At 48.2% G+C, this 26,452-nt stretch carries 25 protein-coding genes and 1 tRNA gene; 2 read left to right on the top strand and 24 right to left on the bottom strand.

Annotated features, from left to right (window positions below; translation table 11 throughout):
- Positions 1 to 33: 33 nt before the first annotated feature.
- From AC0MA3_RS07485 to AC0MA3_RS07495, 3 genes are all read right to left on the bottom strand, one after another.
- Positions 34 to 264, bottom strand: coding sequence for a cold-shock protein (locus tag AC0MA3_RS07485; protein ID WP_020425962.1), 231 nt, complete (start codon positions 262 to 264; stop codon positions 34 to 36).
- Between the two features lie 194 nt (positions 265 to 458).
- Positions 459 to 659, bottom strand: coding sequence for a cold-shock protein (locus tag AC0MA3_RS07490; RefSeq protein ID WP_019914582.1), 201 nt, complete (start codon positions 657 to 659; stop codon positions 459 to 461).
- A gap of 391 nt (positions 660 to 1,050) precedes the next feature.
- Positions 1,051 to 2,295, bottom strand: a complete 1,245-nt coding sequence (locus AC0MA3_RS07495) for a S1C family serine protease (RefSeq protein WP_379156048.1) — start codon at positions 2,293 to 2,295, stop codon at positions 1,051 to 1,053.
- 354 nt (positions 2,296 to 2,649) lie between these two features.
- On the opposite strand from AC0MA3_RS07495, the gene AC0MA3_RS07500 reads away from it, so the two are divergent.
- The gene (locus tag AC0MA3_RS07500) at positions 2,650 to 2,856 is read left to right on the top strand and encodes a hypothetical protein (protein ID WP_379156045.1); all 207 of its coding nucleotides are present in this window, start codon (positions 2,650 to 2,652) and stop codon (positions 2,854 to 2,856) included.
- On the opposite strand, the gene AC0MA3_RS07505 is transcribed toward AC0MA3_RS07500, so the two are convergent.
- The 20 genes from AC0MA3_RS07505 to rpsF form a co-directional block, all read right to left on the bottom strand.
- Positions 2,825 to 3,631, bottom strand: a complete 807-nt coding sequence (locus AC0MA3_RS07505; protein ID WP_379156042.1) for an MBL fold metallo-hydrolase — start codon at positions 3,629 to 3,631, stop codon at positions 2,825 to 2,827. The two genes, AC0MA3_RS07500 and AC0MA3_RS07505, sit on opposite strands and share 32 nt — an antisense overlap.
- A 17-nt stretch (positions 3,632 to 3,648) precedes the next feature.
- A complete protein-coding gene (gene yycI / locus AC0MA3_RS07510; protein ID WP_379156039.1) occupies positions 3,649 to 4,389 on the bottom strand; it encodes a two-component system regulatory protein YycI in 741 nt (246 codons plus the stop codon).
- 46 nt (positions 4,390 to 4,435) lie between these two features.
- Positions 4,436 to 5,728, bottom strand: a complete 1,293-nt coding sequence (locus AC0MA3_RS07515; RefSeq protein ID WP_379156036.1) for a YycH family regulatory protein — start codon at positions 5,726 to 5,728, stop codon at positions 4,436 to 4,438.
- Positions 5,728 to 7,557: a cell wall metabolism sensor histidine kinase WalK gene (walK, locus tag AC0MA3_RS07520; protein ID WP_474655715.1), complete on the bottom strand. Its 1,830-nt coding sequence runs from the start codon at positions 7,555 to 7,557 to the stop codon at positions 5,728 to 5,730. The genes AC0MA3_RS07515 and walK overlap by 1 nt, the downstream gene beginning before the upstream one ends.
- Positions 7,557 to 8,288, bottom strand: coding sequence for a response regulator YycF (yycF, locus tag AC0MA3_RS07525; RefSeq protein ID WP_379156029.1), 732 nt, complete (start codon positions 8,286 to 8,288; stop codon positions 7,557 to 7,559). Before yycF ends, walK begins: the two co-directional genes overlap by 1 nt.
- A 143-nt stretch (positions 8,289 to 8,431) precedes the next feature.
- Positions 8,432 to 10,015, bottom strand: a complete 1,584-nt coding sequence (locus AC0MA3_RS07530) for a peptidoglycan DD-metalloendopeptidase family protein (protein WP_474655716.1) — start codon at positions 10,013 to 10,015, stop codon at positions 8,432 to 8,434.
- A 298-nt stretch (positions 10,016 to 10,313) separates the two neighbouring features.
- Positions 10,314 to 10,919 (bottom strand): hypothetical protein, encoded by a 606-nt coding sequence (locus tag AC0MA3_RS07535; RefSeq protein WP_474655717.1) that lies wholly within the window; start codon positions 10,917 to 10,919, stop codon positions 10,314 to 10,316.
- A 196-nt stretch (positions 10,920 to 11,115) separates the two neighbouring features.
- Positions 11,116 to 12,402 carry an adenylosuccinate synthase gene (locus tag AC0MA3_RS07540; RefSeq protein WP_379156020.1) on the bottom strand — a complete coding sequence of 429 codons (1,287 nt, stop codon included), beginning with the start codon at positions 12,400 to 12,402 and terminating at the stop codon, positions 11,116 to 11,118.
- A gap of 307 nt (positions 12,403 to 12,709) precedes the next feature.
- The gene (dnaB, locus tag AC0MA3_RS07545) at positions 12,710 to 14,071 is read right to left on the bottom strand and encodes a replicative DNA helicase (RefSeq protein WP_074086464.1); all 1,362 of its coding nucleotides are present in this window, start codon (positions 14,069 to 14,071) and stop codon (positions 12,710 to 12,712) included.
- A 1-nt stretch (position 14,072) separates the two neighbouring features.
- Entirely contained in the window at positions 14,073 to 14,519 is a 447-nt protein-coding gene (gene rplI / locus AC0MA3_RS07550) for a 50S ribosomal protein L9 (protein WP_379156016.1), read from the bottom strand.
- Positions 14,516 to 16,522 carry a DHH family phosphoesterase gene (locus AC0MA3_RS07555; protein WP_379156013.1) on the bottom strand — a complete coding sequence of 669 codons (2,007 nt, stop codon included), beginning with the start codon at positions 16,520 to 16,522 and terminating at the stop codon, positions 14,516 to 14,518. Before AC0MA3_RS07555 ends, rplI begins: the two co-directional genes overlap by 4 nt.
- A gap of 11 nt (positions 16,523 to 16,533) precedes the next feature.
- Complete coding sequence (locus AC0MA3_RS07560) at positions 16,534 to 17,451, bottom strand: DUF2232 domain-containing protein (protein ID WP_474655718.1); 918 nt, start codon at positions 17,449 to 17,451, stop codon at positions 16,534 to 16,536.
- A 6-nt stretch (positions 17,452 to 17,457) separates the two neighbouring features.
- Positions 17,458 to 17,760 (bottom strand): MazG-like family protein, encoded by a 303-nt coding sequence (locus AC0MA3_RS07565; protein ID WP_474655742.1) that lies wholly within the window; start codon positions 17,758 to 17,760, stop codon positions 17,458 to 17,460.
- A 185-nt stretch (positions 17,761 to 17,945) separates the two neighbouring features.
- Positions 17,946 to 18,371, bottom strand: coding sequence for a CBS domain-containing protein (locus AC0MA3_RS07570; RefSeq protein ID WP_379156007.1), 426 nt, complete (start codon positions 18,369 to 18,371; stop codon positions 17,946 to 17,948).
- 191 nt (positions 18,372 to 18,562) lie between these two features.
- Positions 18,563 to 19,606, bottom strand: coding sequence for an LCP family protein (locus AC0MA3_RS07575; RefSeq protein WP_474655719.1), 1,044 nt, complete (start codon positions 19,604 to 19,606; stop codon positions 18,563 to 18,565).
- 400 nt (positions 19,607 to 20,006) lie between these two features.
- Positions 20,007 to 21,722 carry an oligopeptide ABC transporter substrate-binding protein gene (gene opp4A / locus AC0MA3_RS07580; RefSeq protein WP_474655720.1) on the bottom strand — a complete coding sequence of 572 codons (1,716 nt, stop codon included), beginning with the start codon at positions 21,720 to 21,722 and terminating at the stop codon, positions 20,007 to 20,009.
- Between the two features lie 229 nt (positions 21,723 to 21,951).
- A complete protein-coding gene (locus AC0MA3_RS07585; RefSeq protein ID WP_474655721.1) occupies positions 21,952 to 23,910 on the bottom strand; it encodes an endonuclease MutS2 in 1,959 nt (652 codons plus the stop codon).
- A gap of 540 nt (positions 23,911 to 24,450) precedes the next feature.
- Positions 24,451 to 24,723, bottom strand: a complete 273-nt coding sequence (rpsR, locus tag AC0MA3_RS07590) for a 30S ribosomal protein S18 (RefSeq protein WP_019914552.1) — start codon at positions 24,721 to 24,723, stop codon at positions 24,451 to 24,453.
- Positions 24,724 to 24,743: 20 nt separating this feature from the next.
- Positions 24,744 to 25,244 (bottom strand): single-stranded DNA-binding protein, encoded by a 501-nt coding sequence (gene ssb / locus AC0MA3_RS07595; protein ID WP_379155994.1) that lies wholly within the window; start codon positions 25,242 to 25,244, stop codon positions 24,744 to 24,746.
- 47 nt (positions 25,245 to 25,291) lie between these two features.
- A complete protein-coding gene (gene rpsF, locus AC0MA3_RS07600) occupies positions 25,292 to 25,576 on the bottom strand; it encodes a 30S ribosomal protein S6 (protein WP_054942636.1) in 285 nt (94 codons plus the stop codon).
- Between the two features lie 220 nt (positions 25,577 to 25,796).
- Between rpsF and AC0MA3_RS07605 the strand changes: the two genes are divergently transcribed.
- Positions 25,797 to 25,994: a YjzC family protein gene (locus AC0MA3_RS07605; RefSeq protein WP_074086472.1), complete on the top strand. Its 198-nt coding sequence runs from the start codon at positions 25,797 to 25,799 to the stop codon at positions 25,992 to 25,994.
- Positions 25,995 to 26,352: 358 nt separating this feature from the next.
- Here AC0MA3_RS07605 and AC0MA3_RS07610 read toward each other — a convergent pair.
- Positions 26,353 to 26,443 (bottom strand) — tRNA-Ser (locus AC0MA3_RS07610).
- Positions 26,444 to 26,452: the final 9 nt, after the last annotated feature.

Here is a 26,452-nt window from a genome sequence, read left to right on the forward strand (position 1 = left end):
ATTCTATAGAAGCTTGACTCATAAAGGCATTGGTTAGGTAATGGAAATACCCTTCTTCAGCGATTTCAAATCGCCATTGGAATTGAGCAGCTGCGGCAGCATCTTCATACTGCGCTCCATAGGGGAGTGACAGAGACGGCAAGAAGGCGCATGTTCAAATGCGAAATTATCCCTCATCCATCCATTACATCCATCATTGGTACAGGCCCAAATTGCGGTATTTTCTTCCGGTACTTCCTCCAAAGGCTTCTTCCGGTAGTTCATTGCCGTTCCTCCCTTCCTTTATGTCACAAGTTGAGAATCCAGACAAGTAGAAACGACATTGCCGTCCTTGATGTTAAGGACGGCAACCGTTTCACGAGTAATATAAGGGACCGATATTGCATGAAGCATATAATTCCTTATATTTGAAAAAAAGACCGTCCCAACTTTCACAAGCGGGGACGGACCTTCTATTATTACAGTTTTACAACGTTTTCGGCTTGTGGTCCACGGTTGCCTTGAACAACGTTGAATTCAACGCGTTGGCCTTCGTCCAAAGTTTTGAAGCCGTCGCCAGTGATTGCGCTGAAGTGAACGAATACGTCGCTTCCGCCTTCAACTTCGATGAAACCGAATCCTTTTTCTGCGTTGAACCATTTAACTGTACCTGTTTGCATGTGTGTTACCTCCACAAATTTAAATTAATATGTTCTTTTTATCTTCAAACAAAGAAAAAATTCACACATTGAGAAAGGCTGTAATTCATGTGACAACCCTTTTCAATACGAAAATTAGGTATCATTTGTATGAATAATTTTATGTTACCACACCTTTATAACAAAGGCAAGCTATCACATCCGAATTTCTCCTTATTTTCACTAATTAGGCTAACTTTCCAATGTAAGGGCTACCAGTTAGGTTAAGTTATATATTTTATAACCCCTGCTCTATCCTTTACCCCATTTTTCAAGCTTAGAAACGGCTGCCACCCAAAAATTATTAATAATTTTCAGGGTGGCATCGCTCCTCATGTGACTGCCTCTATATTATATACTGCCCCTAAGACTTTTATTCCTCCGGCTTCTCAAGAAGTTTTACGGTAACTTGCTTCATAGCTCCATTGCGGTAAAAGGTGATTTTGAGGTCATCTCCGATCTTGGTATGATCGTACAGATACTTCCGCAGTGACAACGTGGATGTAATGGCTTGATCGTCGAACTTCGTAATCACATCATTGAACTGCAGGCCCGCATCTTTCGCAGGTCCAACCGCATCCAGAACAACAACCCCATCCGTCACGCTGGTGGGCAGGTTCAGCTGCTTACGCTGGTCTTCTGCCAGAGGCACATAAGGATTGTTGAGATCCACTGAATATACACCTAAGTACGAACGGGCAATTTTACCTTTGGATGCGAGTTCATCGGCTGTTTCCATCACATGGTTGGCCGGAATCGCGAAGCCGAGTCCCTCCACGCCTGTGTCAGAGATCTTCATCGTGTTGATACCGATCACCTTTCCATCCAGATCCACCAGCGCCCCGCCGCTGTTACCCTCGTTGATGGCGGCATCTGTCTGAATAACTTCCTGTTCCCAGTCATACACACCATCCTGGTTCAGGGATACCGGAATGGTCCGCTCTGTATAGCTGACGATCCCAGAGGTCAGTGTATCTCCAAGTCCCAGGGGATTGCCGATAGCAATAACGGTCTCTCCCAGCCGAAGCTTCGAGGAATCACCGATTTGGGCGATCGTATTAATACCTTTGCCATCTATGGAGAGTACGGCTATATCACTAACCTTGTCTGCGCCAACAAGTGTTGCTTTATGGGTCTTACCGTCAACCGTAACAACCTCCAGCTTGCTTGCACCTTCGATAACATGATTGTTCGAAATAATAAATGCTTTGCCGTCGTCCTTCTTATAGATAACTCCCGATCCGAGTGCAGACTCATCGAGAATATTAAGTTCCTTGTTATCTTCCTTATGATTAATTATGCTCACTACCGCCGGGCGTACAAGAGCGGCAGCCTGAATAATCCGGTCATAGGGATCCCCACTGCTTACAGCAACCTTATCGATTACTGCTGGTGATTCGGCTTTCTCATGGGTCAGCTGTCCGGTCACCAGACTGAACAGAAGCACCGCTGTTACAGCGCTAACTACGGAGCAGATAATGGCTACCTGCCATGTAGTCAGGCTCCTCCGCGATCTGCGAGGCCACTTATACCCGCCCGCTCCGCTTGAGGCATCACTCTTTCTGCTGCTGCGCCGTGACACTTTCGTTGAATAGAAATCATCGTCAAACAGTCCCACCGTTCATCCTCTCCCCTCTATTGCTACTGGTATTCAAGACCTGAACGCCAAGCAACCACGCCCGGATATACCTCAACTTCTCTTAGACTCCAGGAAGCACTAAAAGGTTTCATGATACTAATTCACCCTATAAGTACGGAGCAAAGCACATAGGACGTCTACAATTCTTGCAAGCTAGCGTTACCCTGTCACTTTTCAGGAATATTTTGCAGCTTAAAAGACTACAATAATAGAAGACTATTGAGTCAATGTCTGTCTTGCTCTTCCTGCTTAATTGTATCACACACAGATGTTACACCGTGTTTTTTCTGCTGTAAAAAACATGTAAATTATTACAGGAAAGGAGGGTATAAGTTGGAATCTTTTTCGGCAAATATGGATCTCGTGCACTTTATCGGTAAATTGGGTGACCTTAAGGATGAACACTATCATTTGGTTCTGGTTCAGAGCGCCCTGATCGAACTCATGATTGACAAGGGATTCTTCTCGCGCCAAGAGCTGGAACGCAAGATTACAGAAATGGACCAGCTTATGACTGGCTCACCTTATCCCATGGCGTAGGACGGTCATAGTAGGTATCGCAGAGCCTGAATTCATTGTCTTTGTAAAAACAGCCCCGGTCTTCCATCGCGCCGCGCACAGACATTTTAGCCAAGTCCATCATGTTGTGATCCCGGCTCAGATGTGCCAGATACGTGCGTTTGGTCCGCCCGGTCAGAATTTCACTCAGCGCCGCGCCTGCCGCCTCATTCGACAAATGGCCCAGGTCACCAAGGATCCGCCGCTTTGTGTTCCAAGGATAACGTCCCATTCTCAGCATTTCAATATCATGATTAGCTTCCAGTACAAGCACATCAGCATCAGAGATCGCAGCGCGCACTTTATCGCTGACATAACCCAGGTCTGTCGCCACACACAGCTTCTCTTTGCCATCATAAAAGTTATATCCCACCGGCTCAGCCGCATCATGCGAGATCGCAAATGACTCCACCCGCAGACTGCCGAAATCCCTGTGCTGCCCCGTCTCCAAAATGACCCGATTCTGTTCGGCAATCGTGCCGATACCCTTCTCAATCGCTCCCCATGTGTTCGTGTTGGCATAGATCGGAAGATCATATTTGCGCGCCATCGCTCCAAGTCCCTTAATATGATCGGAATGCTCATGCGTCACTAGAATTCCATCGATATCCTGTCCAGTCAACTCGCGCATAGCGAGCAGTTCATCAATCCGTTTTGCGCTTAGTCCAGCGTCAATCATCAGTGTCGTTTCCCCATTGCGTACCACCGTCACATTACCGGTAGAACCGCTGGACAGCACTGTAAATGATATTCCCATTCTCTCTCCTGCTCCTTCTACTCTGTTGTCTTGGGACTGATTATGTCCGCACTTATGGCATCCACATAATAGGCGTTGCCATTCTCCAGCATGAACCGCCACATGGGCGAGGCTACCTGGCTTTCGGAATTAAATAACTCGCCGTAATATCCCAGCTCAATCTCCTTAACCACCGAATTCGCCGGAAAATACTTCTCAATCAGGCTGCTGAGCGCCTGTGATGCCGGAAGCACCTTCTGATCCCTATCCCTTCCGGTGGTTACCATCTCAATCTTCGGCCACCGAAAGGCGACAATCTTCTGATCACTGTTGATCAGCTCCAGTCTAACCCTGAACAATGACCACTTCTTGTCTACCAGCGGATGAAGCACGAACTTGCCAACCTCGCTTTCCTGTGAATCAAAACGGTAGTTAGCAATATCCGGAATCTGCCCCTTCAGCGCAGTACTGAGCTCGGTAAACGAAGAATAGATCAGCTTGCTGTCTATCGGTTCCTTAAGCTCTACGGGAGGCTCATTCTGCTCCTCCCCCGAATAATGATACGTAAGATCCGGCAACTGGGGCGTTGCAGCAGGAATTGGACACAGAATACGGATATTCTTCTCTTCCATGACAGCCTGCGTCTCCTGCGACAAGGAGGTGAAATCCAGGTTGGCGCTGGCCTGATCACGCAGATCCATCCAGAGCTGATAGCATAGCAACAGATTCAATACCAGAAAGGCGTATATCAGCACATTTTTTGCTCTTCCCCAGTCCATACCTTCCCTCCTATAAATATAGCTTCTTCATCTAGCAGCAAAAACACTAATTCAGTGTAAGCACGGTGCCATCAACGAGCGTAGCCCGCCATACCGGGATCAGCTGAAGCTTCTCCCCTTTGACAGAGGGTACATACACCGGAGTCAAGTCCTTCACCGCGGAGGACAGGCTAATCTGCGCCAATTGGCTCTCCAGCTTTTGGCCGAACGATAAATCCACAACCCTCTTGACCGCCTTGTCCTCCTCAACAAACATCAGAGAACGTTCATAGGAAGATACGGTTCCTTGCTGCAGCTCCAGATTAATTACTCCGTATTGCAGCTTCGGCTGGCTGATAATCGGATAGGAACCATAGGGAGAAGAACCATAGAACTGCTGAAAAGAAACCTTGCGCTCCTGTCTTCCCTCTTCTGTTGCCGCCAACCGGTAGGTTCCATTCCATCCCCCGTGCTCATTGACAAAATCAACAGCCTCCAGCGCATCCTTGGCCGGTGTACTCTCTCCTGCGGGTAGCGCAGCCGGATCACTATAGCTCATCCAGTTCTGTTCCTGATCCACCTGAAGACTGCGTTTGCTGTCTGTATAGATTTCGGACCCGTCTTTTTCCGGAATATATCGGGTACTGCCTGCATCGAAAAAGAGGTTGCTCTGCATCTGTTGAATCGTATACATGCCCGAGGGCATTTCGACTTCAACCATTGGTACTTTGGCAACCGGTACATAATAATCACCATTTACTGCCTTGTAATTGGTCAGATTGTTGCCGAAGTCAACATGCTGCTGCACATCCTGTACGGTAAGGTCAGCCTTGGCTGCTTCATAGACAATGTCGCCACGGGTACTGAAGAAAACAGCATGAGCTTTGGAATCATTCTTCATATTGTAAATCCAAATCCTGTCAATACTCTCCCCTTCAAACAGGGAATCAGGTGACAACTGCATGACCCTCTGTAGCAGGGTTACGGGGATGCCTGCTCCAAATGACAGCTCAATGCCCGGATTGTCATTCCGGATTTTATCCCAGTCGAAGTCTTGTACGGACCGCCTTTGAAAGCTCTCAAAGTTCCGGCCTTTCAAACGGTTAAGGATGAGATTGTAAAAAGTGGTATTGGGATAAAAGAGCGTATGCTTGCCCTCTCCCCTATGAATGATCATTTTATCTGGGTAGAGCAGGTTTTCGACCTTCTCCTCCGGCCCCATATTGTCCGTCTTCACATATAAATTCTCCGACATGACTGCTGAATCGCTGCCAGGCAGCCGGTAGATCAGATAATAGCTCTCTACAAGACTCCCGAATACTAGGAGTGCGAGAATCCATGATTTCACTTTTTCCTTCATCACTCACTCCCCCTATCCTGCTTCAATGGCAGTGTAAAGGTAACCAGGGAGCCCTCATTCAGCTCGGATTGAAGAGATATCGAGCCGCCGTGCGCCTTGACAATTTCCCGGGCAATGGACAGTCCCAGACCTGTTCCACCCATATTGCGGGAACGTGCCTTGTCCACTCTATAGAAACGCTCAAAGATGCGTTCAATGTCCTTCTTGGGTATGCCGATCCCGGAATCCCGGACCGATACGGCCAGCATTCCCTCTTCATTCTTCAGGGCTTCCAGTTGAATCGTCCCGCCCTCCGGCGTATATTTCAGCGCATTGGAGACCAGATTGCCCAGCACCTGATCAATTTGATCACGGTCCAGCCAGGCGCTCTCGACCTCTTTGCGGACTCTCGTGCTAATGTGAATCCGTTTTTGGCGGATTTGAAAAGAGAAGCGGTCAGCCACATCCTCCAGCATCTCGGAAATATCGGTCTGCTGGATGCGCAGGCTGGATTCCTTCGAATCCAGACGTGAGAGATGCAGCAGATCCGTAACCAGGCGGATCATGCGCTCTGTCTCATTGCGGATGACCCCGACGAACCGCACAGCAAGCTGCGGATCTTCAAGCGCACCGTCATCCAAAGCCTCGACATAGCTTTTGATAGTCGTTAGCGGCGTCCGCAGCTCGTGCGACACATTCGCTACGAATTCACGGCGCGACTCTTCCAGGTTCTCCTGCTCGGTGACATCCTGCAGGACTGCTATCGTACCCACGATGCCTCTGCCTTCCCGCCGGTGTATCGGTGTGAAGGTCACCCGCACAATATTTGGATCTCCTCCTCCCATTGGGAAGAGATGAAGCATGGCGGATTGTGCATTTCCCTGAGCAAGTGAACCTGACTGCTCATGATCCAGACCGAGCAGCTCATCCAAAGGTGCGCCCTCTGGGAGCGGACCTTCCGAACCCAGCATATGTGCGGCCCGGGTATTCATCAGAATGACCCCGCCGCTCTCATCGGTGGCGACCACACCGTCACTCATATTCGCGAGAATAGAGGCCAGCTTCTCCTTCTCTTCTTCATTCTGAGACAGAGCTTCTCGTAACCGGCCTGTCATATAATTAAAGGCCTGGCTTAGCTGGCCAATCTCATCATTGCCGAATACCGGCATTTTACGGTTGAAGCGGCCTTCAGCCACTGCCGTCGCATGCCGAGTCATTTCCTTGATCGGATGCGTGATCGTATGCGCCAGAATAACACCCAGAACGGCTGTAAGCGCCAGAGCCAGGAGCAGTCCTGAGAGGAATACACTGTTAATCCGGCTCATAGTGGCATACAGATCTTTCATATCAGCAGCAATATAGATTGCCCCTACCACCTTGTCCCCGGAAAGTACAGGCTTAGCGACTACCTTCTTGCGCACATTATCATCCGCAATAATATACTCCTCATTGTCGCTAATCCCCTGGAGAGCGCGGCTGACCACGGTCTGGGTATTGCGCTGCCCGACATAGTCATTTTGCGAAGGGACGGAAGTGGTGATAATCTTTCCGCTTGCATCCAGCACCTGAATCTCGGCTCCATTGATATAGAGATTGTTGACCATCCCCCGCAGACTTTCTACAGCGGTCTCTTCATCTGCTGTTCCGGCCTCACTGCCGAATTTATCGGCGGTCAAAATCGAGAGCATCTCTGCCCGCGCCTTCAGATCCTTAGTAAAATTATCAGTCAGTGAATTCTTCATTGAGCTGACAAAGTACACACCAATAAGCTGCATGGCGATCAGAATCAGCAGCACATAAATAATAATCAGTCTGGCCTGTATCGTCCGGAAAAAGGACAGTCCCTTCATCACAACCCTCCGCTTTTGGGGCTATGCATCAAATAACCAAGTCCGCGCCGGGTAAAAATGTATTCCGGCTTACTGGGATTCTCCTCAATTTTCTCTCTCAGACGGCGGATCGTTACATCAACGGTCCGCACATCCCCGAAATACTCGAAGCCCCATACGGCCTGCAGCAAATGCTCCCGGGTCATCACCTTACCCGCGTGCCGAATCATATAATAGAGTAGTTCATATTCACGATGCGTCAGATCAAGCGGTTCGCCTTCCTTATAAACCATGTACATGTCCGTATCTACAAACAGGCCAAAATGCTGTACTCCCTGCTTGCTTTCCAGGGGTTCACTCAAAGCTTCCGAAGGCGCTGGTTTATGCTGGCGGCGCATCTGTGCTTTAACTCTCGCCAGCAGCTCCCGTGTACTAAATGGCTTGGTTACATAATCGTCTGCTCCAAGCTCCAGACCCAGCACCTTATCAATTTCCCCATCTTTGGCGGTAAGCATAATAATCGGGATATCCAGATGAGCTGAGCGCACCTCACGGCAGACATCCATGCCATCCTTGCCGGGAAGCATAAGATCGAGCAGCATCAGGTCAGGCCGTTTAGACAAGGCAAGCTCTACTGCACTGTTTCCGTCAAAAGCACAGATTACCTCATAGCCCTCTTTTTCCAAATTGAATTTCAATATATCAGCAATAGGCTGTTCATCGTCTACTACCAGAATCGTCCCCATCTGCATATGCTCCGCTTCACCTTTCTAACCTTACTTATCATTGATTCTCTTATTTTAGCATACCTGTCCTGGTGTCACATCCTACGATGCGCATTCTTGGAATTAAAAAGCCGCCCGAAATCAAATCGGACGGCTGGTTAAGATATGAATTATTGCAGATACTTCATAGGGTTGATCGCTACCCCGTTCTTGCGAATTTCAAAATGCAGATGAGTGCCGGTTGAACGTCCAGTATTGCCCATGACTCCGATTGGTGCACCTTGTTCTAGCCTTTGTCCTAGAGAGACTGTAATTCTGCTCAAATGCCCGTAATACGTAACGTATCCGTTATGATGATCCACGATAACCACATTGCCATATCCATTCTGTACACCTGCGAAGCTGACTGTTCCGGCATCGGCTGCTCTGATCGTACGGTTGCCGGATACCAGGTCAACCCCTTTATGTACGCGGCCCCAACGTTCGCCGTAGCTGCTGGAAATTGACGCGCCCACCACTGGCCAGGCGAACATTCCTGTTCCTTCTCCGGAAGACTTGGTTTCCTTGTACGTTCTTGCCCCGACCACCTTGGTCCCCCGATACACCACTTCCGGCAACGAAGCTTTGACTACCGTCTGTCCCAGCCATTCTTCCTTGACGACCAGACCATTTTCTTTGGTTAGCCGGTACTGCATCGTTTTGAGACCAGTCTGTCCTGGACGGACTACCTTGCTCTTACCTGCTGCGAGCTGATCACTGGTACGCACTATCACATCCGGCTCCGTAACAACCTCTTCGTTAACCTGTTCTACAGTAACAACCGTAAGCGCAGGCTGGGGCACTGTCAATTGCAGGGTGTCTCCAATCTGCAGCGTCAATTCTTTGACCGTAGGATTGTTCTTGAAAATCTCAGCCTGTGTGGTCTCGAACAGTTTGGCGATCCCCGAAATCGTGTCGCCTTCCTGCACCGTGTACGTCAACGGTTCCTCTTTGCCTTCAGTAAGCGCATTGACGGCTTGCTCCACACTTAAGACTTTGTTCGGATCAGCTTTGACTGGTACAATTGACACCTGCTCGCGGATATCAGCCGATTCTACACTATCTTTAGCGGTGGTTGACCCTTTAGCTGAACTGGAAGCGGCCGTTTTCTTGAGCTTAGCCCCTGTAGTAGCCTCAGCCTGCGGCATGTAATGCTCCTTGACACCTTTCAACACGGCAGCTGCTGTCTCCTGATCCTTGACAATGCCGAGTACCTCGCCGTCCACCGTCAATTGCACCCCTACCGCATAAGCTTTTAGCATGCCATCCAACTTGTCCAATGTCGCCCCGCTGTCGATCTCAGGCTTAAAGGCCTTCTCGGCTTCGGTAGAAATACCATCTGTTTGCAGCACCATCACGGACTCAGGATACTTTTCTTGATACTCCTGACGTTTCTGTTTGAACAGCTGTTCCAGCTCAGATTTTTGGCTAAGCTTACCGATTTCTTCGCCCTTCACCAGAACCTTATAGTAAGTTACCGTATTGGCAGCCACATACCTTTTCTCGGCTCCGACCAAAAACGCACCAAGCAGCAACAGACCAGCCGAAGCCGCGATCCAGGAACGCCGCCGTAATCTCCGGGGTTTGTTCTCCGGATGAAAGACATTCTCACTGGCAGCGTCACTGCCCTCTTGACTTGCTGCACCGGACGCTGCGGAATGTCCGTCATCGTTCCGCAGCTTCCCCGTCCGGCGCATGAACTTAAATCCCTTCATGAAACTCTCCCTTTCAGTCCGCCCATTCATACCGCAAAGAGCGGCCAAGCTTTGTTATACGTCCCCTTATTTATATGCTGCAGCATCTATTTATCTATTTGCATTACTACGTATAGTCATGTTGTCAGGTACCCGGAAAAGGTTACAAAAAATTAACCCCTTTTAGTCCTTTTTTACTGTACCACAGCCGGGAGAAAAATTTCAACTTTCTATACACAACAAAACCCGCGAAATTCGCGGGTTTTTTCCAAAAATATGACGTAAAAACAGCTTTACCGTGTCCGAAAAGTGACGATTTTTAATTCTGCGGGCTGTCCTTTCCGATTGGTGTAAGCATTTTCATTAAGGTCTCATATTCCTCTGGATCTACATATTTTCCTATAACCTGCTGCAGTTCCTGGACTTCACTCTCTGTTAACCCATCCTCCATGGCCTTGGATATTTTTTGCATTTCCTCTTGGGGCAGCTTAGCCATCAAAATATTGAAAATATTGGTCTTGTCATCAGCAGGCAGATTCTCCTTCAAATTCAGCATGGCTTCTGGTGTCATGACCAATTCCTGTTCACTGGAAGCCTCCCCCATTACAGGCAGAGCATCCTTAGGGGCATCTTCCTCTACCGTTTTCTCTCCACTTTTACCGTCATCTTTATCTGTTTTATTGCTGTTTGGCGCTGCAGTTCCTTCATCCTCTGCTGTATCTGATTCCGCAGGCTTGGCGTTCATACCGGTCAGACTCTTCATGAATCCGCCGATCCCCGGCTCCGGTCCATCCAGCTTAATGTCGAAGCTTGCCAGCACTGATTGAATATACGTATTCACAACATACGCTGTAGTCAGAATAGACAGTGCGCTCGCCAGCACCACAATTAGACAGACAGCCAGTGTGCGCTTTACCATTTTCATCTTCATCTCTCCCTTGCATCTGTTCATTTGCAATCTCAGGAATATCAGGCCTCGGGTCCTTCTATCCTTTCAGTATTGACTAGAACGCTGCCAGAGAAACGTATACGCAAAAACAGTGGTGCCTCGATTATCGCCATAAAATATAAAAAGGAGCCTCCATTGAGGCCCCTTAGAGGGTAAATCCATATAATTGGGCTTAGATATAGATTGGCAGTACTTGATTGGTCTGCTCACGGTTACGGCCCACGGAGAAAATCGAGATCGGAATGCCTGTAAGCTCCGACACCCGTTCAACATACTTCCGTGTGTTCGCAGGCAGATCATCCAGTGTCTTCGCCGAAGTGATATCCTCACTCCAGCCTGGCAGCTCTTCGTAGACTGCTTCGCATTCCGCCAGCATCTTCAGAGAGGCCGGATAATGAGTGATGACTTCTCCACGGTATTTATAGCCTGTGCAGATTTTCACGGTTTCCAGGCCACTGAGTACGTCAAGCGAGTTCAGGGACAGACCGGTAATTCCGCTGACACGCCGAGCATGACGCACAACTACACTGTCAAACCATCCTACGCGGCGTGCACGTCCCGTTACAGTACCATATTCATGGCCAGTCTCACGGATATAGTCACCGATGGAATCGTTCAACTCAGTTGGGAACGGACCATCCCCAACACGGGTAGTATAAGACTTGGCTACACCAATAACCTGCTTAATCTTCGACGGTCCTACACCGGAACCGATGCAGACGCCGCCTGCCGACGGATTCGACGAAGTAACAAATGGATACGTGCCTTGGTCAATATCAAGCATTACACCCTGCGCACCTTCGAACAGTACACGGGAATCAGCATCAATGGCTTCGTTCAGTACCACAGAAGTATCGGTAACATAACCGCGGAGCACTTCTGCATATTCCAGGTATTTAGTCAGGATTTCTTCTACGTCCAGCGCCTCTGCTCCGTAGACCTGAGTGATTACCTGGTTCTTTTCTTCCATTAAGTGGCGCAGTCTCTGCTCGAACTCCTCTGCATCCATCAGATCAGCAATGCGGATACCGTTGCGGGCAGCCTTATCCATATAAGCCGGGCCAATCCCTTTGCGGGTAGTACCGATTTTGTTAGGGCCTTTACGGTCCTCTTCCAAGGCATCCAGTAGCATATGATATGGCATGATGACATGGGCACGGTCACTGATGACCAGATTCTTGGTGTCAAAGCCGTTCTCATGAATATAATTAATTTCTTGAATCAGCGCTTCAGGGTTGATGACCATTCCGTTGCCGATGACACAAGTTTTCTCTTTATAAAATACTCCTGATGGAATCAAGCTCAGTTTGAACTTCTTCCCGTCAATCAGAATCGTGTGACCGGCATTGTTACCCCCTTGATACCGGGCGACCACATCTGCGCTCTCTGCCAGAAAATCCGTGATCTTGCCTTTGCCTTCGTCTCCCCATTGTGTTCCCACGACGACTACCGTTGACATGTTCATTCCTCCGTAGGTGCTCGCTTAGCACCATTATTTTTCAAAATAGAAGAATCTATATGATTAAGCTATAAATTATCCTTCTATTTCCCGCTGAAACCCGCCGTCCCTTTAGGACAGCGAAGCCGTTTCCACTTGTAATATGGGCTCTGTACGCGCTTCTTATGTACGCAGCCCTCCGGACGCCCTGCGGTTTAACCCGCTAAAGCACAATAACCAGTGTAACAGCGGTACTTTTCAAAGTCAAATAAAAACGAACGATCTCACAAGAAAATGTGTGATCGTTCGGATATTGTGCGTAAACTGCCTAACCTGCAAATGGTTCGTTATGAGCACGCTCGTAGTTGACGAACTTGTTGAAATTTTTCAGGAACACTAGCTCTACGGTACCAACGGGGCCATTACGCTGTTTGGCAATAATAATTTCAATGATATTTTTCTTTTCAGTATCCTGATTATAATAATCATCACGATAGAGAAAAGCTACGATATCGGCATCCTGCTCAATTGAACCGGATTCACGAAGGTCACTCATCATCGGACGTTTATCCTGACGCTGCTCAACACCACGGCTGAGCTGAGACAGTGCAATCACCGGGACATCCAGCTCACGGGCAATCTGCTTCAAGGTACGGGAGATCTCAGAGACCTCCTGTTGGCGGTTCTCGCCGCCCTTGCCGCGTCCCTGAATGAGCTGCAAATAGTCAATGACAATCATGCCCAGACCCTTTTCCTTCTTCAGCCTTCTGCATTTGGCCCGGATATCCGTAACTGTAATACCAGGAGTGTCATCTATATAGATTTCCGCCTCGGACAAGGATTGAATGCCCATCGTCAGCTTTGACCAGTCATCATCACTTTTGAAGTCACCGGTACGCATAATATTGGCATCCAGGTTCGCCTCAGCACAGATCATACGTTGAACCAGCTGCGGTGCCGACATTTCCAGACTGAAAATAGCGACGGTCTCTTTGGCCCTAACTGCTACATTCTGGGCAATATTCAGGGCGAACGCTGTTTTCCCTACGGAAGGCCGGGCAGCCACAATGATCAGGTCGTTACGCTGAAAACCATTAGTCATATGGTCGAGGTCCACGAAGCCGGTAGGAATCCCAGAAGTCCCCCCCTTGTTCTGATGAAGCAGCTCTACCCGGTCAAACACCTGCATGAGAACATCACGGATGGCAATAAATCCGCTGCCGCTGCGCCGGTTGGAGATTTCCAGAATCCGCCGCTCGGCATCGCTCAGCATACCGCCTACATCTTCTCCGCCAGTGTAGCCTTCACTGACAATCTGCGTCGCGGTACGGATCAGGCGGCGCAGCATCGCCTTCTCTTCAATGATTTGGGCATAGTATTCGACGTTGGCTGCAGTCGGCACCGCATGCGCCAGCTTCGCCAGATAGCTGACACCGCCGATATCCTCAAGCTGTCCCTTGTCCTGTAGTCTGGACGTCAGTGTAACGAGATCAATCGGCTGGCTCTCTTCTCCGAGCTGCACCATCGCTTCAAATATCATCTGATGCGGTTTATCGTAGAAGTCTTCGGTATTCACCCGCTCCATCGCAGTAATCAGCGCTTCATCCTGCAGGAGTACTGCACCGATTACAGCCTGCTCTGCCTCCAGGTTCTGCGGGGGAATCCGATCGAAAAAGAGATCTCCACCCATCTTACTCCTCCGTTACCTGAACCGTGAGGTTAGCCTTTACTTCAGTATGCAGCTTCACCGTCACCTGAAATGTACCCACATGGCGGATCGGATCATTCAGTTCAATCTTGCGCTTATCGATCGAGATGCCCTGCGTAGCGGCCAGAACTTCACCAATTTGCTTGCTTGTAATGGCACCGAACAGACGGCCGCCTTCACCAGCTTTGGCTTTCAGAGTCAGCGTCAGCTCGTCCAGCTTCTTGCCCAGCTGAACGGCTTCCTCTTTCTCCTGATCCTTGCGCCGCTGTTCAGCAGCTGCCTGATTCTCCAAAGTCTTTACATTACCATCCGTAGCCGGGCGAACCAATCCACGCGGCAGCAGGAAGTTGGCTGCATAACCCTCTGATACCTCTTTGACTTGCCCCTTCTTGCCCTGACCCTTAACATCTTTTATGAAAATGACCTTCATTCGAACAGCCCCTCTTTCGCTTCAATTTCAGCCAGTACTGCAAGCAGTCTGGCTTCTGCTTCTTTACTTGTTCCTTCAAGCTGTACGGCAGCATTGGACAAATGTCCGCCGCCCCCCAGCTTCTCCATAACAACTTGCACGTTCATCCGCCCGAGTGACCGGGCGCTGATGCCGATGAGGCCATCTGGCCGCTCGCTGATGACGAACGATGCCACCACATTCGTCATCCCCAGCAGCGTATCTGCCGTCTGGGCAATCAGAAGCTGTGGAATCTTCATCCCCGGTGCCGTTACAACCAGTGCTATATGATCATACACCATCCGGGCATGTTTGATAATTTCCGCTTTTGAAATGTACTCCTGCAGATCCTCCTTCAGCATACGCTGAATCAGAATCGTATCTGCGCCAACCCGCCGCAGAAATCCTGCTGCTTCAAAGGTACGGGATCCGGTGTGTAACGCAAAATGCTTGGTGTCCACCGTAATACCTGCCAGCAGCATCGTAGCTTCCAGCGGGCTGAGCTTGATCTTGTCATGAATATACTGCAGCAGCTCTGTAACCAGCTCGCATGTAGATGAAGCATACGGCTCCAGATAGACCAGTACAGCATCATTGATGAATTCCTCACCTCTGCGGTGATGGTCCACGACCACAATCCGGCTGGCATACTGCACCAGGCGCGGCTCCATAGTCATCGATGCCTTATGGGTATCTACCACGATCAGGAGGGTATGTTCCGTCATGACTTGCAGTGCTTGTTCTGTAGAAATAAAAGATTTGTTCAATTCCTCATCCCTGCGGATTTGCTCCATCATCCGGGTAATCGAAGGGTTCGGAGTCTCCATCACAATGTTTGCTTCCACATTGTACATCTGAGCTGCTTTGAGCAGGCCAATCGCAGCACCTACAGCATCAATGTCCGGCGTCCGGTGGCCCATAATCAGCACCCGGTCACTTTCCTGCATCAGATCACGTAGGGCGTGGGCAATAACGCGGGCCCGCACTCTCGTGCGCTTCTCGGCAGCATTACTCTTACCGCCATAGAAAGACAGACGCTGACCGGCCTTCACGGCTGCCTGATCCCCGCCCCGGCCAAGTGCCATATCAAGACTGGACTGCGCTAGTGCTCCCAGCTCACTGGCTGATTCAGAGCCATAGGCCAGCCCGATACTAAGCGTCATCGGCACCTTGAGGTCAGCGGTCATTTCCCGCACCTCATCCAGAATCACGAATCGGCTCTCTTCGAGCGCCTGCAGACTGCGGTGATTAAGCAGCATCAGATACCTCTCCGAAGATAACCGGCGCAGATATACTTCAAATTGCTTGCTCCACTCGGTAATCTCGCTGGCCACCTTGGCGATCAGCGAGGTGCGCTGCTGATCGTCCATCCCTTGGGCAGCTTCATCGAGATTATCCATCATCACAATGCCGATCGCGAGCTTCTCTTCTTCGTAACGTTCGCGCAGCACCACAAGCTCAGTAATATCATACAAATACAGCATTCGCTCACTAGGGATTACCACTACCTGATAATACCGTTCGTCAACGGCGATTTCTTGACGAATGTCCTTCAGACTGCTATCTTTGGAAGCTTCCTTCTTAAGCGGAACATGGCTGGCAAGAGAAGGCATGACCTCCGGCAGCAATTCCTCCATTTCATCCCCAACCAAAGACTTGCGGGAGAAAATATCACCGGCGCTGCGGTTGTTCCATTCCACCTTACGGTCCTCGCTGTACAGAATAATTCCGAGCGGAAGCATACCAACCGCTTCCCCTTCCACCCGTTTGATGCGAAAAGATAGCCCGTTAATATATTCCACCAAATTCCGGCGGAACGAAAGTTCTGCCTGCAGCATGGAAAAGCAGAGGGTCCCGGCTAAAAACAGACTGGCGACACCAATAACCCAATTATAGACACTGACTGCTATAATCAGCAGCAGCAACAGCATAAACGCCCATACGGTATGATAGCCGTGCCAGCGTTTTTGCAGAAATTTTGGCATGAGCCCTCACCCTATCGTTTCGATTTCGTCACAAGCTCTCGCAGCGGAAACGCCAGGTCGACTATACCAATGATCCATAACCCCGGCATGAGAATAACAGGAATCGACAGCAGGAGCGCTACTACCTTGCTCCATTTTCGCTCATAGACCAGGAAAAACAAGAAACCGATGGTCTGAATGATAAAACCTATCCGCAGTAGCGGCAGCAGATTGTCCGAAATCATCGGCATGAATCCGCTGTCTGATCCCCCAAACACAATGCTAAGCACAACACCCAGCAGATAATACCAGATGAACGATCTGGGAAGTCTCCATTCACGGGCAGGCTTCATTCGAGGCACCGCATATTCCATACTGTTCAGAATAGGACGGACAATGGAATGCGTGATCACAGCTATCATGAAAGAGCTAATGATTAGCGTCATTGGAATAATCTGAACGGTCATATGACTAATCGTACTTACATCCTCCGAGGAGAGCTTTAATTCCGAAACCAGAGGATTACTGGCCCCCAGCTCTGACAGCGGTGAATTGACCATCTGCAGCACATCATTCACATAGGTGGTAAGATCGAAATTGAATAAGGCGGTTCCTACCAGCAACAGCAACAGAAATTCACCCAGAATGGTAATCATTCCGGCGAGCAGAGTGGACATCGCTGAGGAACGTTTCTTGTACCAGCGTCCCATCACTAGTGCGGGTATCAAGAAATAGGCCGCTATCAAGACATAGACGGGTGTGATCAGACCGACAATCAGCAGCACAGGCAGAATATGTAGAATAAACTGCTTCGTGTTCAGTGTCGTGAACAGTACAACTGCCGGGATAATCATAAATAATGTAGTGATAATGAGCAGTGGGGTTGATAGTGAGAGCAGCAGCAGCAGATACGCTATGCTCCATGCCACCGATGTCCAGCGAAATTTCAACAGTATTCACCTCTTACGCATATGTTCTTCTAACGCAGATATATCCTGATACCATTCTTCCAATTGATGCCCTTCCTGCCTGTGCTTTCTAAGCTTTTCAATCAACAGGTCATCGAGTTCGCGATAAGGGATTCCAAGTCTGCGCCCTAGAATATAGGAGCTCATAACTAGGCTTGCCAGACTGTCTCCTACACGTGCGGTGCTGCCTTCCCAGAGTGCTTTGAACAACCGCGAGACTTGATCAATAACTTCGGTCTTCAACCATTCAATTACCTTGGCGCGTTTGGCTACATCCAAATCCTTCGGCACATTGGGCACAGTCTCTCTACCTCCGGCAAAAAGCATTATTCTCCATTATAGCATAAATAATTCCCAGCTACACGGGACGTCCGGTGTCCCGCAGATACTCGCTGCATTTTCAAAAAAAGGCCCGCATTCCGTGCTCGCCGGAAATACAGGCCTTGATCCCTACCTCAGATTGCAAAAAAGAAGGTTTACACCGATTCCTGTGACTGGCGTGAAACAACCTTCTCACAATACTCAATAATTTGACTACGGCGGACGATACCAATGAACCGGTTCATGTCATCCACAACGGGCACAAAGTTCTGCACCTTGGCCAGATTGATTAAATCCTCCATATCCGCTTCAATGGATACCGGCAGATTGTTCATCCTGAGCGGAACATCCTTCAGCAGAAATTTGGAAGCATTTTCGAATGTCACCGCTCCACCCGAATCCTTCATATACCAGAGCAGGTCACCTTCCGTTACTGTTCCTGCATATTCCCCATTCCGGTTCAGAATCGGTACAGCTGTATAGCGGTGAAACTCCATCCGTTCCAGAGTCTGGCGGAGCGTTGAATCTAGGGTCACGCACGCCACTTCCTGTTTCGGAAGTAAAAAAAACGCAATATTCATCTCTTGATCCTCCTCAAAGAGTTCCGAAGGAATTATTATGCCTTACCCTTAACTTGAAGCAAGGGCCATCCGTAATAATACGTCTTTAGCCAATCATCCGTTCCATTTTATTATAACATGAGAACAGTAAGCAGCAGCCATTAAGATTGCATATGGCTGCTGCTGTCATTACTTATTCATTTTTGGAGGGATTACTGCGCTGCGGCTGTAGCCACAGGCTCCAGTGCATTTTGCGCTTTACCCGGTTCGATTAATTGATCCACCGGTGTACTGGCATTCATCCAGTTGTCGATCATCGCTTTGGCTTCCGTCAGGTCTTCTTCATCAACGATGTCATAATACACCCCGCCGATGCGTTCACCCTCACCCATTACGGTAAAACTGGAAATATCCATATCTTTTCCGCCCATGAACTTCTTGGCCAGGCTAATAATTGTAGAAGGTGCAATATCCGTCTTGAAGTTATCGCCCATGATATCCAGCAGCTCGGGGATATTGCCGATTTGACTGATGGAAAGCATCTTGTTCGCAACTACATCAATGAATACTTGCTGCCGTTTCGTGCGGTTGAAGTCACTGTCTTCACGGTAGCGGGTATAGTTAAGGGCCTCTTCACCATTATAGTTGGACTTGCCGCCTTCAATAGTGAACTTCTCATGATCCCTGCCTTTGTTCACAATGTCTTTTTTGATCGGCAGCGGGACACCGCCAATAGCGTCCACAGCATCCTTTAAGCCTTGAAAATTAATAGTGGCGTAATATTGAATGTCATGCCCCAGCAGGTTCTCCAGTGTATCCTTAGCCATCTGCTGGCCTCCAAATGCATAGGCATGCGTAATTTTATCCTTTTTATTGTCATCGTGTCCGATGATCTCCGTGTAGGTGTCACGCGGAATAGAGATCAGCAGAATTTTGTAATCCTCCGGGCGAATAACCGCATAGATCATCGTATCGGAACGGGCCGTTTCATTTTCACGCTGGTCCGTACCCAGCAGCATCAGAGAAAACGGGTCGCTTTTATACACGACAGGTTCAGGTTTTACTGCAGTGTTGCCATCATTCACCAGAGGCTGGTACGATTCCTGAGACAGCTTGTTCTCAACCCGGTCCGACAGGAAAAGATCAAAGGCCAGTACCGCCAGCGGCTTTTGGAAAAGTACACCTCCACCGATAATCACTACAAGTGCAGCAATGATCACGATATATCTCGTCTTCACTTTTTTGAATTTTTTCATGATTTTGATTCCTTCTTTATGGTGGAATAGTTATATAATTGCTTACAATCTATTTACAATGCTTGCCTGGAGCGCACCAAGCAGTCATGGTTGTGCTTTTCTTAGCTGTTAGGGATTCGCCCGATTCGGTGTTATTATGTTCCCCCCTATCTGGAATTCGGATCATTCTAATTGTAGAATAAACATGGAAAACGGCTTTGACGCATGAACAATATTTCTATTGTAATCACTTGCCGATAAAAAAGAAACAACAAATAACGACAATTTCAGTGCTCGCATTAATTACCATCCATGATGTATATGACGAAAGAAACTTCATTTTGATTCAAAAATAATACAAAAAAAAGCAAAACTGCAGAGTCCGCCTTCCCAGGCAACGGCTCCAACAGCTTTGCTTCCCCTACTCTTTTTCCTTGATCCACCATGTTTGCGGTTCGATAATTATACTCATGGAGTTAACCCGAACATTCTGCAGACGTTTGTTCACGGCTGTAATATTTGTGCGCTCGGCAAAAAAGATCATCGGTACTTCTTCATTGATTAATTTTTGCCATTCATAGTAGACCTGCTTGCGGTGCTCTTTATCATAGGATTTGATTCCTACGCCTTCTCGGATCAAATCTTCACTGCGCTTTGAACTGTACCGTGTGTAATTCCACAGATCTGTCGCCCTCCATAGACCGGAGGGATCAGGATCGCTGGCCAAACCCCATACTCCATTAAATAGCTCAACGGAGGGATCGTCATTTTCTACGGCTTCATAGAACTCATTAAGCTCCTTTAGCCGGCCCCCATTAAGCCGGACATCCAGTCCAACCTCCCGCCAACTCTGAAGGATAGCCTGCGTTCTTGCTTCAGCGGTTGTAGTACCCGTCATTGCATCATAGTTTATTACAAAAGTATTCCCTTTGGGATCCTCACGCATTCCATCCCCATCTCTATCTACATAACCGGCTTCATCGAGGAGTGCCTTTGCTGTATCCGGATTATAGGCATAAGTATTGATATCAGCATCGGGGATCTTCGCCCAGCTTGTGCTTGGAACAGGAGTTTCAATAAGGTTTCCAAGACCATAGGAGTATTGGTCAATAATTCCTTTGCGGTCAAGTGCATAATACATTGCCTGCCGTAGACGCTTATCAGCGAACTTGGGATTATTCATAACAATATGTTGGTTTTCCTGATCCCAATACCCGAGTTTGAATCCTATGTATTCGTAAGACAGCTCCGGAGACTCCAACACCTCCACCTGATCGAGACCCTTCAGCGAGGCATATGCATCACGCGGGACTGAAGCCATGTCCACCTGATTCTCATAGAGAAGATTCAGGATTTCCTTATCATTAAACACTTTATACTGCACACCATCCAGGAGCGCTTTTCCTTGATAATAATCATCAAATCGCTTCATCTCCACAAGCTCCCCGGGCTTTATATTCGTTACCTCAAAGGGGCCAATTCCAACCGGATGTTTTCTCACCGGATCACTGTCCGGCATATCCTTAACAGCGATACCTCTAAAAACCTTTTTATTCATAGGGTAAGACCACAGGTTGTCCAGAGCATTCACACGAACACCATTCATGGTTATTCTCAGTGTATATGGATCAATTACTTTAATCCCGCTGATTGCTTTGGCTTCTCCCTTATGATAGGCTTCTACGCCTTTAATCATTTCTACACTATAGTATCGTGACCCCGAATACTCCGGGCTTGCAATGGTCTCCAGCGCAAATTTCCAGTCTTCTACAGTTAGTTCATCCCCATTATGCCAATGGATCCCCGCCTTTATTTTGAATGTGAACACAGTGTGGTCTTCTGATTCCTGCCAGGAAGCAATACCTGGAACCGTGGTCAGATCATCATTCAGCTTAAACAAGGGTTCAGTAATGAACTCCAGCACCTGGGAATCATCCTCACCTTCATAAAAAGCAGGATCAAACAACCCTTGGAATGGAGAGGAGTAGCCGTAAGTGATGGTTCCTCCTGCTACAGGAACTTCTGCTGTATTCTTCGAAAGAATTCCATAGGAAAGACGCTCGGAGCTAATACCACTGCAAGCGGACAGCATCATAGCCATCCCCAGCACCAGCGCGCCATATCTGCGTTTAATCATATCATTCTTCCCTTCCTGGCAATGTAAGCGCTATCCAAATGAAATTTAATTCAATATTTTTATCTTTTTTCTTTGTACCTTTAATAATCTACATTATTGAGGATATACAATATTCAGCCTAAAGTGAAGCAATTAATTCAACTTCGTACCTTTTTGGGCCATTATAAAGACTATTTTCCTTTGAAAAAAGCCTGCCCCAAAGGGCAGGCTTCAGTATTTCCTGCAACGGTTAATGGTCCTTCTCCTCATGAACAATCGTAAGACCTTCAACATGCTTTTTCCGCATCAGTTTGCGTTTTTTTCGGGTTTCCTTGCTTTCAAAAATAATATCAAAATCATAATCATCAGGGTACAGCTCCTCTTTGCTCAGGTATGGTTTTAAGCGCTTATGATTAAATTTCATTTTTTGCTTTTGAATCATTACACCAACCATTCCCATTTCATCCCTTGTCTCATAGACGATCCCCGTCCTGCCCAGCGAGTTCACATACACTGCATCTCCAATTTCAAAACCCTTCTTTTGTTTCTGGCCATGACCTGTCTCAGCATACTTTTCTCCTTTGGGCGGCTCCTCTAGCCGTTCGGCCGCCGATCCATGTGTGTCTGATTTACCCTTTCCTGAATCGTCATAGTTGTTCCGATACCTCTTATCTCCGTCCACTTCAAGCTGCTGCTCCACAAGCTGCTGTGAGCGCTGGATAACGGACTGAGGGATGCCTAGTTTTTCTGCAATCTGCAGGGCATAACTTTCCCCAGCTTCACCAATAGTAAGCCGGTATAGCGGCTGCAGGGTATCCTTGTCAAACTCCATTCGCGCATTTTGGAAGCCGCTTGTGGAAGCTGCAAAGACCTTCAGTTCATTAAAATGGGTAGTAACCATCAGGTTAGCACCTTTACGGTTCAGTTCCTCGAGAATTGCAATCGATAGTGCGAAGCCTTCTCCGGGGTCCGTGCCTGCAGCCAGCTCATCAATCAGCAGCAGCACTCCTTTGCCTGCATCTCTCAGCATCCCTTCAATACTCTTCATCTGTGCTGAAAAGGTGCTTAGGGACTGGGTCAGACTCTGTCCGTCGCCAATCACGCAGATCACATCTGAGAACACGGTGAAGTCGCTGCCAGGCTCTACAGGAATTAGCAGCCCTGATTGGACCATTAAAGCTAGCAGCCCCAGCGTTTTAAGCACTACGGTTTTACCGCCAGTATTGGGTCCGGTGACGATAAGGGACTTATATCCATTGCCGAATTCCAGGCTGACTGGAATCATTCCTTCCAGCTTGGGGTGTCTGCCCCCATTCATTCTCAAGTAACCTCGGTCATTCAGGGCAACAGTTCTTGCATCCATTGTCCTCGCATATTTAGCCTTGGCGAAAATAAAATCGTAATTGCCTGTAATTTCAATATTCAAGCGTAGTGTTCCCTGCTCCTGTTCCAAAAGGCCAGTCAACATGCTTAGAATCTGCATCTCTTCCCTTGCCTCTTCAGCCCCCAGCAATTCAAGTTCCCCTTGCAACGAGGCAATCTCATAGGGCTCAACAAACACTGTCTGCCCACTGGTTGACTGATCCAGTACCGCTCCCCTCACCTGTTTATGATACTCACGCTTTACAGGGATCACATACCGCCCACCGCGCATACTAACGAGGTTCTCCTGCAGAATCCCCTGATGCCTCGCCATGACAGCTTCAATCTTTCTCTGGAGGCGATCCTTAGCCACTGCTAACTTTTTCCTGACCCGCTCCAGTCCCTTGCTGGCGTGATCATCAATCGTACCTAGACGTATACAGCGTTCAATCTCCTCCCTTACCTCGCTAAGCTCCACTAGGGATGCCGCATAAGAGGCAATCCGGGGGGCACTCTGTTCTTTGGCCTTCATGTATTTGCGAAGCTGGCTGCAGCTCTGCAGAAACACCGATACTGCCATAAAATCCTTCTCATTATACAGATAACCTGTTCCTAAGAGGGACATTAGCCACTCCATTCCCTCCAGCGAAGGAATCGGTACACTTGCCCCTTTTTCCAAAAGCTCCTTCGCCTCTGCAGTTTCATCTAACGCCCTGTGAATGGCTGGCAGATAGGTCATTGGCGCAAGCCCACTTACTGCCTTTTTCCCTTCATAAGATACAGCATGTCGTCCCAGCTCTTCTTTTATTTCCTCATACTGCAAGGTAATCTGACTTTGTGTATTCATTTTCTTAATTCTCCTCCTCTAGTCCTGCCTGAACTTTCAGATAGGCTTCTGATCTGCCCGTAACGCAAAAAGAGGGCAAAGACTGCCACTACGGCTGTCCTTGCCCTCATTCGCTGCTGCTATCCTCTTGTGCTTCAGCCCATTTCCCCCTGTGGAAAATCCCGCCTGAAGACAGAAAAAACCGTGCTGCAAGAGCACGGTTTAATCACAAAGAGAACATTAGCCGTAAAGAGGCCATATGACGCTTCGCATGTGTCCTTAACTAATTCATTCATCCCTCCAGAAGCACAAGCATATCCCTGCTGGACATACTTAAACACAGTCCGCTTTAAGCTATTCAGCGGCCTTGTGCGGCTTATTGGTCAGATGATATGAAGTTGCTTAGTTAAGAACGCTCACCAACATCAAAATTTCCCCTTTAGTTATAGGATACCTGTAATTTACTACATTCCCTTGTCTTCGTCAATCGCCTGCTGAGAAAACAGGGTATTCCTGACATAACAAAAAGCAGCCGGTTACCCGGCTGCTTCATAAAACGTCCTATTCCGTTGTGTAAGGCAGCAGCGCGATTTGACGCGAGCGTTTTACAGCAATGGTCAGAGCGCGTTGGTATTTTGCACTTGTACCAGTTACACGACGCGGCAAGATCTTTCCGCGTTCACTGATGAACTTCTTCAGAAGCTCAGTGTCTTTATAGTCAATGTGAGTAATCTTGTTCACAGTGAAGTAGCACACTTTTTTGCGCTTGTTGCGTCCACCACGACGAGCCGGTCTTTTGTCGTTGTCTCCGCCTTCTCTTTGTTTAAAAGCCATGTCAGTTCAGTCCTTCCTTATTAAAATGGCAAATCATCGTCCGATATATCGATCGGTTTTCCATCGCCCGAAAAAGGATCTTGATTATTGTTGTTACGCGAGGAATTATTGTTATTCCCACGTGTACTGTTACCGCCGCCACCATAGGATGGTTCTTCTGGTACATTTCCGCCACTTGGCGCATTGCCACCTTCACGATTCTGCGAGGATTCCAGGAAACGGACATTATCGGCAATAACTTCAGTAACGTATACACGTTTACCTTCGTTATTCTCGTAATTCCGTACTTGGATGCGGCCTTCTACGGCTGCCAGACGCCCTTTGCGCAAATAATTGGCACAGGTCTCAGCCAGCTGTCTCCAGGTTACTACCGGGATGAAGTCCGCTTCGCGTTCACCGTTCTGGCCTGTAAAGTTGCGGTCTACGGCAAGCGTAAACTGCGTTACGGCAACACCAGCGGGAGTATAACGAAGTTCCGGGTCACGGGTCAACCGACCGATCAGAATGATACGGTTCAACAATTCATTCCCCTCCTTTTAAGCGATTCGTTACAAAGCTTGTCAAGATCTTAGGCAACGTCGTTCGTAATGAGATAACGAATGACTTCGTCGGAAATCTTCATGAGACGTTCCAATTCGGTAACAACTGCAGGTTCTGCAGTAAAGTTAACCAAAACATAAACGCCATCACGGAATTTCTTGATCTCATACGCAAGACGGCGTTTACCTTGCACATCGTGCTTTGTAATTTCTCCGCCGTTGGAGATGACGCCTTGGAATTTTTCGACTGCTGCTTGAACGGCTTCTTGTTCAATGTCAGGACGAATAATGTACATGACTTCATATTTGCGCATAATTTTCACCTCCTTATGGTCTGAGGCCCCTAATCACGTCAGGAGCAAGGAACGAGCACAAACATAGACTCGCACCAAATTAATATACCAAATTGATCTAAAGAGTGCAAGTAATATTTATCAAGAATGATGATTGGATACTTTTTGATTACATGAAGAGACATCGATACGAGCACAATAACACTGCAATTACTCACTCTATACAAGGAGGAATGGTCCAATGGGCGAGCAAACCGAATACGAAAAGGGCGATAAGGCCCCAAATCCGGGCATCTACACAGAGGTTGGTGAAGCAAGAAGCTTCCATACCCAAATTCAGAATCCAAAACGAATCGAAATGAAGAGGGGCGACACCTTCCCGGAAACCTCTAATAAAGACCGCAAGTGGAAAAAGGTTGAAAAAGCTCGGGTTCATTAATTTGAAGACCGAAAGTATAAAAAAAATATCATGAGACATACTATTCTCAGGCAGTACAAAAGAGAGGTGTGGTTCCGTTGGACGTCGTAGACGAACACAATCACAAGGATTCTGAATCAGCATCTATGGTAAGTCGGGGAGAGTAAAGGCTTCCCCTTAAAAAAGGGATAAGCCTGGCAACACCTGCATCACTTTAGCGGCTATAGACAGATAAAATCCGAACGTCATCAATGTACTGCCTCTTGAGAGGGACCTATTCAGGTCCCTCTTTTGTGTTCCCTTAGAAGTTAAAATAACCACAAAAAAACCTCCGTTATCTTAACGAAGGATTCATAAATGACCGAATGTAGAATTGAAGTGGCGGAGAGGGTGGGATTCGAACCCACGCACGCTGTGACACGCCTAACTGATTTCGAGTCAGCCCCCTTGGGCCTCTTGGGTACCTCTCCGCAGCAAGA

The sequence above is a fragment of the Paenibacillus sp. LS-5 genome (genome assembly GCF_056121505.1).